This is a genomic window from Campylobacter sp. RM9331 (genome assembly GCF_020137685.1).
Lineage (GTDB): Bacteria > Campylobacterota > Campylobacteria > Campylobacterales > Campylobacteraceae > Campylobacter_E.
In genome coordinates this window covers 65,159-78,105 of sequence record NZ_JACGBA010000002.1, presented here as the reverse complement: position 1 = coordinate 78,105, position 12,947 = coordinate 65,159, and the positions used below count along the sequence as shown (strand labels likewise).

Annotated in this window: 10 protein-coding genes; 5 read left to right on the top strand and 5 right to left on the bottom strand. The window is 26.4% G+C overall.

Going from position 1 to position 12,947, the window contains the following annotated elements:
- Positions 1-110 precede the first annotated feature (110 nt).
- The 5 genes from AVBRAN9331_RS01380 to AVBRAN9331_RS01360 all read right to left on the bottom strand — a co-directional run bounded on the left by AVBRAN9331_RS01380 (position 111) and on the right by AVBRAN9331_RS01360 (position 7,255).
- Complete coding sequence (locus AVBRAN9331_RS01380) at positions 111-773, bottom strand: Type 1 glutamine amidotransferase-like domain-containing protein (protein ID WP_214116644.1); 663 nt, start codon at positions 771-773, stop codon at positions 111-113.
- Positions 774-785: 12 nt separating this feature from the next.
- Positions 786-2,072 carry a porin family protein gene (locus tag AVBRAN9331_RS01375; RefSeq protein WP_336608476.1) on the bottom strand — a complete coding sequence of 429 codons (1,287 nt, stop codon included), beginning with the start codon at positions 2,070-2,072 and terminating at the stop codon, positions 786-788.
- The gene (locus tag AVBRAN9331_RS01370) at positions 2,069-2,962 is read right to left on the bottom strand and encodes a FecR family protein (RefSeq protein ID WP_214120307.1); all 894 of its coding nucleotides are present in this window, start codon (positions 2,960-2,962) and stop codon (positions 2,069-2,071) included. The genes AVBRAN9331_RS01375 and AVBRAN9331_RS01370 overlap by 4 nt, the downstream gene beginning before the upstream one ends.
- A 14-nt stretch (positions 2,963-2,976) precedes the next feature.
- On the bottom strand, positions 2,977-3,543 hold the full coding sequence (locus tag AVBRAN9331_RS01365) for a FecR family protein (RefSeq protein ID WP_336612269.1): 567 nt from the start codon (positions 3,541-3,543) through the stop codon (positions 2,977-2,979).
- Positions 3,544-3,712: 169 nt separating this feature from the next.
- A complete protein-coding gene (locus tag AVBRAN9331_RS01360) occupies positions 3,713-7,255 on the bottom strand; it encodes an autotransporter outer membrane beta-barrel domain-containing protein (RefSeq protein ID WP_336612268.1) in 3,543 nt (1,180 codons plus the stop codon).
- A gap of 90 nt (positions 7,256-7,345) precedes the next feature.
- Here AVBRAN9331_RS01360 and lpxB point away from each other — a divergent pair, with 90 nt between their 5' ends.
- Genes lpxB through AVBRAN9331_RS01335 form a run of 5 tightly spaced genes read left to right on the top strand, consistent with a single transcriptional unit; the run spans position 7,346 to position 12,944 of the window.
- Entirely contained in the window at positions 7,346-8,401 is a 1,056-nt protein-coding gene (gene lpxB / locus AVBRAN9331_RS01355) for a lipid-A-disaccharide synthase (RefSeq protein ID WP_336612267.1), read from the top strand.
- Positions 8,402-8,405: 4 nt separating this feature from the next.
- The gene (greA, locus tag AVBRAN9331_RS01350) at positions 8,406-8,885 is read left to right on the top strand and encodes a transcription elongation factor GreA (RefSeq protein WP_239802743.1); all 480 of its coding nucleotides are present in this window, start codon (positions 8,406-8,408) and stop codon (positions 8,883-8,885) included.
- Positions 8,885-9,613: a UDP-2,3-diacylglucosamine diphosphatase gene (locus AVBRAN9331_RS01345; RefSeq protein ID WP_336612266.1), complete on the top strand. Its 729-nt coding sequence runs from the start codon at positions 8,885-8,887 to the stop codon at positions 9,611-9,613. The genes greA and AVBRAN9331_RS01345 overlap by 1 nt, the downstream gene beginning before the upstream one ends.
- 2 nt (positions 9,614-9,615) lie before the next feature.
- Positions 9,616-10,560: a chemotaxis protein gene (locus AVBRAN9331_RS01340; protein WP_214116629.1), complete on the top strand. Its 945-nt coding sequence runs from the start codon at positions 9,616-9,618 to the stop codon at positions 10,558-10,560.
- An 11-nt stretch (positions 10,561-10,571) separates the two neighbouring features.
- A complete protein-coding gene (locus tag AVBRAN9331_RS01335) occupies positions 10,572-12,944 on the top strand; it encodes a hybrid sensor histidine kinase/response regulator (protein ID WP_336612265.1) in 2,373 nt (790 codons plus the stop codon).
- Positions 12,945-12,947: the final 3 nt, after the last annotated feature.

The window sequence follows — 12,947 nt, the reverse complement described above, 5'->3', positions numbered from 1 at the left end:
ACGAAACTTTTTTTAATAAATGTTGTTAAAAATAGCAAATCGGATAATAAAAATCCTTTTTAGATAAAAATTTAATCCATAATTTAAATTCTTTTGATTAAAAATATGTATTAAAGCTTGATAAAATCACCAATTTTAAAGTATTGCTCATAATATTCAGATAATTTTAAAACCCCTTCATTACCCATTACTAAGGCACTATCATTATGAATTTTAAGGGCAGAACCATATGGCAGAGCAAAAACAGAAGAATTTTGATTTAGCTTAAAATATTCATAAAGCTTCATTGAATATTCCCTATCTTGAGGGATATATTCAGTGATTATTTGGTATTTTAAAATACCTAAAGCTTGCAAATTACTAGGATATAATATAGGTAAATCATTACAAGTTTTAATATCTTCTGATAATACACTAGCCCCAGCACCCCAGCCAGCATAGGTTATAGAATTTTCTATTTTATCTTTTAAAATATCTAATAAATTTAGCTTTTGTAATCTATGTAAAAGAACAAATAAATTACCGCCACTTACTAATATCCCATCGCTATCGTTTAATATATTAATAGGGTCATTGTGTATAGAAACTATTTTTGAGTTTATTTTATTTTTAAGAGTTTTTTCGTATTCATCAAATCCATCAATTACTTGAGCATAAGGAACTAGAGCTATTTGTTTAGTTTTAGCAAAAAAATCATTTAATATACTAGCACACCAATCAAAAGAATCTAAGTTTTTATATCTATCACTGCTTAATAATAAAATATTTCTCATACTATTTTCCTTTTAAAACTCATATCTATAATTAATCATACTTGTATAATTTAAACTATCATAAAAATTATGATTTGAATTTTGCTTATCATAAATCAAAGCGAAACTCAAAGATTGATTATAATCTAATTTATAATCAAAAATACTAGAAATAACTATTTCATTATCTTTTCTTTTTGAATAATAAGATGAATCAACCTTTTTATAAATTGTATGATTATAACCAAAACTTGGCTTAAAACTAACTTTATTTAATATAGGAATAATAGCCCCGATTTTTATACCATAATTTTTAAAATCAGAATTAGCACTAAAACTATCTTTTGCATTTTCTAAATCATAATTTAAATTAAAATAATAAATATTATCATTATATGCAAAAACATTATTAAGACCTAAAGAATGATGGATAAAATTAGAATCTTTATCCATACTATCAGCAAATATTCCTTTAGATAAATCATAAGAAATTAAATATAAATAATTATCATTTACATTATTTTCATAATTAATACCCATATTTAAGCTATGCAAAAACGCAGCTCTTCTAAGTAATACAAAATCATAACTAGCATTTAGAGTAATTTTGTGATTATCCCTTACATAGCTTGGATTAATTGCTAATGTTAATACATTTAAATCAGGATAATTTTCGCTTTTATTTTTTAAATATTTTTTATTATTTAAACTCGCATAAAGCTCTGCAAAATAATTATTTCCTAAATCTAAATTATAAGCACCATCTATATTAAAATTAAAACTTAAAGAACCACTTGCTTTTTCATTTTTAAAATTTCTAATCTTCTCACCAACAAAATCAGTGAAATTATCATTGCCATAAAGCGGGTTTGTATCATAAGCAAAACCCAAATTAAGTCCTATAAAATAAGGCTTAGCAACTTCTTTTGTCAAATTATCTAAATTATTTAGCATATTATTAATTCTAACTTTTTGAGTAGAACTTAAATCCAAATTATTTAGCATATAATTTAATTCATCTCTCATAAGCTCTGGATTATTATTTTCATAATACAAATTAGCTATTGAAAATCTAGCTTCAATATTGTTTTCATTAATAATTAAAACCCTATCGTAAGCTGCAATTGCTTCTTTTGTATCTTTTAATTTTTCAGCACTTTTTGCCAAAATTAGGTTAAGTTTTTCATCACTACAATCAATCTCACATTGAGCTTTAGCTAATTCTAAAGCTTTTTTATAATTTTTCTTATTAAACTCATCTATATAATTAGCAAAAGCAAGAGAGCTTATTAAAAATGATAAAATAATCTTTTTTATCATTTTTGAACCCCGTAAGTAGAATTTCTTTGCCTATTGTTTTGATAGTCTTTACCATTTAAATATCCCTTATTTGCATAATTTATTTTATTTTGTATGCAATAAGTATTGCCATTACATATTTTAATGATATCTTTAGATATTGAATTAGTATCTAAATCCTTTATTCTTTCATTATTGTATTTATAATTATTTTTATAATCTTGATAATTTTTATTTTGATAATATTCTTGTTTTGCTTTTATCATTTCTTCTTTAGAATTTAAAAACTCATTAAAACTTTCACTATTTTTATAAGATTGTTTAGTATTTACTTGACTTTCTTTACCTGTATTAATAGTTTCAAATTCCTTAGGCACTATCTTTTCAATCTTAATAACCTTATCATTATCAAATCTTAATTGATTTCCTGCTTGAACTAAAGAAGTTTTATTTCCTACTTTAACATCTATTGCACCTTCTAAACAACCTACTTTATCAACCTTTCCAAGACTTCCAACAAACACGGTTCCTCTAATTCCAATCGTCGCTGTTTTTGCTTGAAATTCAAAATTCTTTCTAGCTATTTTTGAAATATTTCCTGATATTACTTTAAAATGTCCGTTATTTACTTCAAGACTTACTTTTGATTTTTTACCATCAATTACATAATCTTTAATATTTAAAGTTGTATTTTTACCTAGCGTAACTATTGTATTATCTATGAATTTAATTTGTAATTTTGCATTATTTTTTGTGATTATTTTGTCATTTTCTTCTAAAATATCATTTGTTTTTGCAATTCTTTCTTTGTTGTCACTTAAAATTACAACATCTCCTCTTAATGTAACTATTTTTCCAATATTTGCGAAAAGTGAGCTTGCTAAAAACACAATTAAAGCTATTTTGTTCATATTTTCTCCTATTTTTATAATTTGATTACATTAAAACTACTTGGTTTTAATTTTTCTAATTTGATAATTCCTAAATTTTTATAGTGTAATCTCTCTCCTTTTTTTAAATTATATTTTTTACCGCCTACTCCAACTTCAATTTCTCCTGAAACACAATCAACAAAACCATTATTAACATCTCCACTAAATCTAGTTCCACGAATGCCAATGGTCGCTGTATTTGCTTGGAAAGTAAAGTTTTGTCTAGCTAGCTTAGAAATATCTCCACTTACTAAATCATAACTTCCTTTTTTAGCTTTCAAATTCACTTTAGAATTTGCTCCATTAATTAAATATTTATTGATTTGTAAAGTTGAGTTTTTACCTAAAGTAAGAGTAGTATTATCTATAAATTTTATTTGAACTTTTGCATTATTTTTAGTAAGAATAATATCGTTTTCTAATAGCTCATAATTTTTATGATTTACATTAATTGTTGATTGATTTCTTAAAACCTCAACATCTCCTACATAATTTACAATACTTCCAACATTAGCAACTAATGAAATTGAAAAAAACACCAATAAAAGCAAAATACGCATAATAAGTCCTTTTTTAAGATTTAATCAGTGATTTTATGATATTAACTTTAATTATAAATTAAAAATATATTAAATAAAAAATATAATCAAAAGTAAATTTTATTTATAAAATAATAAATTTATAAATAATTCATCACAATAATTTTTATCTTATTGTGATGAAAGAAGATTAGAAGTTATATCTATATACTAGGTTAAAGCTATAATCTATGTTTAGATTACCACCGAATGTTTTTTCAAATTCTAAGCCTATATTTGAACGATTATTTAGCTTATAAGAGCTTGATAAATTAACAAATACTCTTGAATCTCTTTTACCATTATTAACACTTATAGTATCTAAATCTTTTATAGTTTTCTTAGAATTATTTACCAAATCACTAGCAAGTCCAACGCCTGCTCTAAGTGATAAATCATTTTTATTAAAACCTGTAAAGATAGCTGTTTTTAAATTAAGTGGGATAAAAGAATCTGATTGTAAATATAATTTTTTATCACTACTTGTTAATTCTTGCTTACTTACATAACCTGTTATTAATTCAATTTGTGGTTCTAAATAAAAATTATTAAAATCTTTTCTATATCCAATCTCAGCACTAGCTAAAAAAGTATAAGAATTATTTGGTTTTAAAGAATTTGTAACTTCGTTTTGATTTTTAACATATAAATTAAAATCATTTTTATAATTTATATATTTTGCTATTACATCAAAATACAATCCATTATCATATATAGTGCTAGAGTATGCTCCAAAACCATAACCTTTTATACTGCCATCTAAATTATCACTTAAACTATATTTACTAGCATTAAAAATAAGCCCTGTGTAATTTACATAATTATTGCCTTGATTTAATTTATCAGCACCTAATTGCATTTCATAAAACTTAGTCTTGTTTGCGTGTTCGTAAGAGCTTTGACCTGTATAAGCTCTAAACCAAATTCCAGCATTTGCATCTGTGTTATTTCTTAATTCTCCCATTCTTTTTTGCAAGTTATTCCATTCTAATACATAGCTAAAAAATACTTGATTTAACGAGCTATCAATCATTTGTGTAACTTCTTTATTTTCTTGAACGAAGAAATAATCTTTAACACTAGGCTTATTTAAATCATCGTTAGGTTTAGGTTCTGGTTTAGGTTCTGGCTTTGTTTCTGGCACAATAGGAGTTGTATTTTCAATTTCTTCTTTATTTACTTTTACTAAATACCAATTAGCTTTGCCATTTTCATTAACAAACTCAACATTAGGTGTATAAATACTGATATTTTCTTTATAATCAAGTGCTTTTAAATAATCATTATTAATAGTATTATTAGTATTTACAAGACTTGCTAATAAAAACTTATTAGCATTAGCTAAATCAGGTTTAATCATAAAAGTATTTTGCCCACCTAGTGTGCTTATACTTGATGTTAGAGTATTGTTTAAACTAAACATAAAATTAGTCTTGCTAGCATTTAAATTAGCTACATTTATATTTGCATCAATATTTGCATTATTTAAGTTTAAAGTAGAATTATTATCTTCTGTGATTATAGAACCACTAAAATTAGAATTATTCATAATGCTAAGAGTTGAATTATTTTTTAATTTCACATTTGCAGTCACTTCAATATCTTTTGCAACTGAACTAAACTCATTAGCAAAAGAAGTAAATACTAAAGAGCTATTTATATGATTTGCATCATATTTATCAAGATAAATCAAATTCTCTCCTATGCTAAGATTTGATTTATCTAAAGTAATATTATCTGATGTTAAATTGCTATGTTTTAATATTTTAAAGGTTGAATTACTTAGATTTATATTATTTATTTTGCTTGTTCTATTTTCGTATTCATCTTGAGTATTTGTATTAGGAGCAGTATTTACACCTAAAGAATTAGCTAAAGATTGATTTAGAAAATAAGAATGCTCTAAAGGATGACCTTGTAATATCGTAGTTCCACCATTTACACTTAATTCATCAGCTTTTATTTCTCCATCAAATACAAAAGTCTTAGAATTATTCAGTTTTAAATCAATATTATCGCTAATTTGTCCGTGATAAATACCTATATCATTAGTGTTATTTATACTTAGAATTGATTTTTTAGAATTTGAATTAATAATCTTAGTTCTAAAATCATTTGCTTGAATTTTATCAAAACTTAAATCAACTCCATTTAAATCCAAATATCCACCATTAAAAACTAAATTAGCATTATTAATTTGATTTGCATTAGTTATTTTTAGCCCTGCATTGTTTAGAAGATAAATTGAGCTAAATGCTTTATTGCTTGTATTTAAAATCGTTAGCCCTTCGCCACTTCTTAATCCACCTGCACTTTCTTTGCTAATTTCTAGCGTTCCTTTTCCCATTTTATGCAAATTATCATTAGCTGCTGTTTTTGCATTAAAATTAAGTGTCTTACCATCATCTATCACAACTCCACCCAATAAAACTTCTTCGCCATTTAAAGTAGAATTATCTTTAAAATAAAACACACTTGAGCCAAAATTTTCATTATTGCTTAAAGCAATACTTGCAGCTTTACTAAATACTAAATCTTTATTATTTTCATTATATTTATCTTTAATATTTGAATATATATCATTTGAATTATAAGAATTACCACTTAAAGTAGCAGTAAAATCATTCTTAAAATCATTAATTATAAAACTATTTATAAGAGCATATTTTGTATAAGAGCATACATAATAGCCTTTTCCTGCATCATTACAATCACTTCTACTAACTACTCCAATTACTAGCCATTCTTTTTTCAGATTATCCCATACATAAATAGCACTTCCGCTATCTCCTGGAGCTGAAGTATTTGAAAAATCAAGCCTTATATCTTTATAATAATCCTTTGCACTTAAATGTAAATATCCTGTTTCTGTTTTGCTTTTATCTTCATCTGCATATAAAACTCCACCTGTTAAAAACTCTAAAGAACCAGCCACTTGTTTAGGGATAGTATTTGTATCAATACTACCAATTTTTTGAATTCCACTACCAGTTCTTGCATATACGCTAAATCTTTCTGGATTATTTAAAATTTCACCTTTTCCTATATTATTATCATCTTTTTCACCGCTTGTTTTAATATATTCTTTATAAGCTTTAATATCCCACTCACTAGAGCTATTTTTATTAAAATACTTATCTTGATATATTACATTTTGGTCATTTTTTAAATTTTCACTAACATTTGTGTTTTTAAAATAAAATTCTTTATCAATTAGCTTTGCACTTTCATTGATATTTAATTTACTCATTTTAATTACCGCAAAATCTTTTAAATCATCAACTTGAACTAATTCACTACAAGAGTTATTCCATTTAAGATAATCTTTAAAATTTGTATCACTTGCTACTACTTTTGATTTTACTAAGCCAAATTCATATTCTTTATCTTTTTGTATTAAATAAGGTCTATATGTAGGACTAATCATATGAGCTGCAGTGATTGCAAAAGAGCCACCTATATTAGTAAGCTCGCCCATCAAATCTCCTGTAGTATTTGCTGCATTAAAACTTGGCATAGGAACTTTAAAATCAATAGTTTTTCCATAAATATCTGTAACTTCTATATTATTACCTACTTTAAACTTGCCTTTGTTATTTCCAAAATCTAAATAATCTTGATAAGCAAAATTAGGATTTACAACACCTGCAAATAAATTAACACTAAGTAAAATGGCACTATATTTGATTTTCATAGTGGCTCCTTATATTAAAATTATGTTTTATAATAATATCAATATACTTTAAATTCTCTTTAAAGAATAATTTTTATTAAAGGAAAAAATATGAAATTATTAAGCATAGCTTTAGAAAATTCTGCAAATTCTCATCTAAAACATATATTAAAAAAATTAGATAATATAGAATTATACGGGATTTATGATATTAATTTAAAAAATGAAATTCCTATTTTAAATTCTAATAATTATTGTGATTTTACAGAATTTAATGCTATGGGTTTTGTGCAGATTTTGCCACTTATTTTAAAAGCAAAAAAAGCTATAAAAGATTTGGTTCAAATAGCACTTAATGACAAAATTGAAAAGATTTTATTAATTGATTCTCCTGCTTTTAATATACCATTTGCAAAAGCCCTAAGAAAAGCAGGTTTTAAAGGCAAAATTATTTATTTTATCTTGCCACAAGTTTGGGCTTGGAAAAAAGGTAGGATTAAGGTAGTTGAGAGTTTATGTGATGAATTAGTTGGGATTTTACCTTTTGAAAATCAGTATTTTAAAAAATCTCATTATTTTGGAAATCCAAGTAATGAAGCATTGAAAGATTATTTTAAAGAAAACTCAAATTCTAAAAAATTAATAGCCTTTTTACCAGGTTCAAGAAAAAGCGAAATCAAATCTTTAATGCCGGTTTTTAGGAATTTAAAACAAGATTTTAAAGACTATGAATGCGTAGTTTGTGTGCCAAATTTTTTAAAAGATAGATTAGATTTATATGAAGATTTAAGCGGCTTTACTATCTCATATGATACTAAGGCTACTTTAAAAGAATGCGAGTTTGCTTATATTTGCAGCGGGACTGCAAGTCTTGAAGCAGGGCTTATTGGAAATGCTTTTTGTTTATGTTATAAGGCTAAAATGATTGATTATTTCATAGCAAAAACTTTAGTAAAAATCAAATTTATTGGACTTTGTAATATTATTTTTGATAAGCTTAATTTAGGCGAATTTCATAAAGAATTCATTCAAAATTTAGATAAGACAGAGTTATTAAAAGCATTTGAAAATGCAAATAAAGATGAATTTTTAGAAAAATCAAAAAAATTAAGAGAATTAACTAAAGGTGAAATAGCAAATAATTTAGCAAAATTAATCAAGGAGTAATAATATGGAAATGATGACACAAAAAGGATATGAAAAATTATTTAAAGAATTAGAGCATTTAAAGGTAGTTGAGCGTCCTAATGTGGTAAAAGAAATTGATATTGCAAGGTCTCACGGAGATTTAAAAGAAAATGCTGAATATCACGCAGCAAGAGAAAAACAAAGCTTTTTAGAAGGCAAAATCGCAGAACTTAGCGAAATTTTAGCAAATGCTAAGATAGTAAATCCAGCAGAATTTAATCACGATAAAGTAAGATTTGGTAGCACGGTTTTGATAATGGATTTAAATACAGAAGAAGAAAAAACATTTAGCATAGTAGGAAATAGTGAAAGCGATTTAGATAAAGGTTATATTAGTATAAACTCACCTATAGCAAAAGCTATGATAGGTAAAGTTGAAGGCGATGAGTTTAATGTAGTATTACCTAAAGGTAAAGCTAGTTATGAAATACTTGAAATTTATTATAAAGAGCTTGATATTTAATGCTTGTACTAAAAGAAGGAGCAATTTTTATAGCCGATGTGCATTATGATAGCACTAGGCTTGATTTTGTAGATTTTATAGATTTTTTAAAAAAGACTAATCCACCACAAGTAATACTTCTAGGAGATATTTTTAATCTTTTAATAGGTGGAATTTCAAGTTGTAAAAACGATAATTTAGATATTATAAAAGCATTAGATGATTTAGCTTTAAAAATAGAAATTATTTATTTTGAAGGAAATCATGATTTTAATTTAACTAAGCTTTTTAACAATGTAAAAATCATTAAAAATCAACCAATTTTAGCAACTTATAACGATAAGATTTTTGCTATATCTCACGGAGATATATTCTTGCCAATCATCACCCAAATAGCTTTAAGATTTTTAAGATTTAGCTTTGTAATTTTTATATTAAATTTATTAAATATTTTAAGTTTTGATAAAATTTATCAAAAGATTTGCAATCAACAAAAGGTAAAAAAGCTATATAAAAAATTAGATTTTTTTAAAAAATTAATGGAATTTAGAATTAAAAAATATAAAAGTTTTTTTATAAAAAAAGGCGTAAATATTGATTATATAATAGAAGGGCACTTTCATCAAGGAGATGAGTATTGCTTAGAAAATATAAAATACAAGAATTTAGAAGCTTTTGCAAATGACCGAAGTTTTTTTATACTAGAATATGGCTTTATAAAAAAATATAACTTACCCAGAAAGGAGTAAATATGGCAGAAGATAAAGTCTTAAAGGCTGATTCTAATGAAATGGAACTTGTAGATTTTCGTATCTATAAACAAGGACAACATAAAGTCTATGAAGGAATTTATGGAGTTAATGTTGCTAAAGTTAAAGAAATCATAAAAATACCTGCACTTACAGAATTACCAGGTGTTCCTGAATATATTGAAGGAGTATTTGATTTAAGAGGAGTTGTAATTCCTGTAATAAATTTAGCTAAATGGATGAATATAATTGAGCCAAAAGATATGGTATTAAAACCTAGAATTATTATTGCTGAATTTTCAAATATTATGATAGGTTTTATAGTTCATGAAGCAAAAAGAATTAGAAGAATTAATGCAAGTGATATTAGAGGTTCTGATTTTTCAACAAATACAGGCGGATTTGATAAAAGTCAAATAACAGGAATTGCTAAGATTGAAAATGATGAAGTTTTATTAATCTTAGACCTTGAAAGAATTGTTGAAGAGCTTGGAATTTACTCTCCAAAAATTGATATAGAAGAAAAAGAAATCAAAAAAATGACAGGAACAGCAGTTGTATTAGATGATAGCTCAACTGCTAGAAAATTAGTTCGCGATGCACTTGATAAAATGGGCTTTAAAGTAATTGAAGCAAAAGATGGTGTAGATGGACTTAATAAAATGAATGAACTTTATGAAGCATACAAAGGCGATATTGCTAATCAAGTAAAAGTTATTATTAGTGATGTTGAAATGCCACAAATGGACGGATTTCACTTCGCTTCAAGAGTTAGAGAAGATATTAGATTTAAAGGTATTCCAATTATCTTCAACTCATCTTTAAGCAACGAATTTTCAACTCTGAAGAGTAAAGATGTAGGTGGAGATGCCTTTTTAACCAAATTTGATGCTAATGTATTTTACAAAGAAGTATCAAGAGTAATTGAATCATATATTAATAAGTAAGGAGCGTAAATATGGAAGATATGCAAGAGATATTAGAAGACTTCTTAGTAGAAGCTTTTGAATTAATTGAACAAATAGATCACGATTTAGTTGAGCTTGAGAGTAATCCTGAAGATTTAGAATTACTAAACCGCATTTTCCGTGTTGCTCACACAGTTAAAGGAAGTTCAAGCTTTTTAAACTTTGATGTTTTAACAAAACTAACTCATCATATGGAAGATGTTTTAAACAAAGCTCGTCACGGCGAATTACTAATAACTCCTGATATTATGGATGTTGTGCTTGAATCAATTGATATGATGAAAGACTTATTACATTGTATTAAAGATAATGGCAATGATACAGCAATAAATATGGATATTAGCTCAATTTGTAGCCGTCTAACTGCAATTAGCGAGGGTAAAATTTTAAGCGAAGTTAAGGCTGAGCCAAAAAGTTTAAATGAAAAAATTGAAGAATTAATTGAAAAAGATTCAAATAGTAATGAAGAAGAAGTAGATGTAAATTCTTTAAGTGCTGATGAAGTAGAAGCTGAAATTGAAAGATTATTAAAACAAAGAAAAGCTGAAGATAAAGCAAGAAGAGAAGAGAAAAAACAACAAGAAGCAGTGGTAGAAACTAAAAAAGTTGAAAAAGTAGTTGAAACACCTGTTGAAAAGCCGGTAGAAAAAATCTCTGAAAGAGCTAGTGAAAAACAAGATACAAGAGAAGCTAGAAATGCGAAACAAGCACCTGTAGCTGCTGATAAAGGCAACTCATCAAATATGGAGCAAACTATTAGGGTTGAAGTAAAAAGACTTGATAACCTAATGAACTTAATAGGCGAACTTGTATTGGGTAAAAATAGGCTTTTAAAAATCTATGATGATGTTGAAGAAAGATATGAAGGCGAAAAATTCATAGAAGAATTAAATCAAGTTGTAAATCAATTAAGCGTAGTAACAACTGATATTCAATTAGCTGTAATGAAAACAAGAATGCAACCAATTGCAAAAGTATTTAATAAATTCCCAAGGGTTGTTAGAGATTTAAGCCGTGATTTAGGAAAACAAATTGAGCTTGAACTTGAAGGTGAAGAAACAGAACTTGATAAATCAATCGTAGAAGAAATAGGCGATCCTATTATGCATATGATTAGAAATTCTTGCGATCACGGAGTTGAATCAGCAGAAGATAGAATTGCAGCAGGTAAACCAGAAAGAGGAACGGTTCAGCTAAAAGCATACAATGAAGGAAATCACATAGTAATTGAAATAGCTGATGATGGTAAAGGACTTAATGCTGAAGTATTAAAAACTAAAGGTATTGAAAAAGGAATTATTAGCGAAAGAGAAGCTGATAATATGAGCGATAAAGAGGCTTATGGTCTTATATTTAAACCAGGATTTTCAACTGCTAAACAAGTAACAAATGTAAGTGGTCGTGGTGTTGGAATGGATGTTGTTAAAACAAACATTGATAAGCTAAATGGTATTATTGAAGTAGATAGCGAATTAGGAAAAGGAACGGTTATAAAACTAAAAATCCCATTAACACTAGCTATCATTCAATCACTACTTGTAAAAACTCAAGAAGAATTCTATGCAATTCCACTTGCTAGTGTTCTTGAAACGGTAAGAGTTGCTATTGATGATATTTATACAATTGAAGGTAAAAATGTTTTAAGACTTAGAGATGAAGTTTTATCACTTGTAAGACTTAGTGATTTATTTGGAGTAAAACAAGTACTTGAAAATAGCGAACAAGCTTATGTAGTTGTTGTTGGTGCAGCAGCTTCTAAACTTGGAATTATAGTAGATACTTTAATAGGTCAAGAAGAAGTTGTAATTAAATCTATGGGATATTATTTACAAAATATCACAGGAATTGCAGGCTCAACCATTCGTGGAGATGGTAATGTTACATTAATAGTTGATGTTGGTGCAATGATGGATATGGCAAAAGATGTTAAAGTAGATATTAAAGCTAATAACGACACAGGTTCAAAAGTTTCAAAAGATAAGCCAAGTGATTATGTAGTTTTAGCGGTTGATGATTCTCAAATTGATAGAGGAATTATGAAAAAAGCATTAGAGCCGCTTGGAATTAAAGTAATTGAAGCAAGCAATGGTGTAGAAGCTTTAAATATAATTAAAAGCGGAGAGCATTCAATAGATGGAATGCTAATTGATATTGAAATGCCAAGAATGGATGGTTACACACTAGCAGCAGAAATTAGAAAATATGCAAAATATAGAAATCTACCACTAATTGCTGTTACAAGTAGAACTAGCAAGAGTGATAGACTAAGAGGCGTAGAAGTAGGAATGACTGAGTATATTACAAAGCCTTATTCTTATGAATATTTAGAAAATGTAGTAAGAAAGAATTTAAAATTAGGATAATGT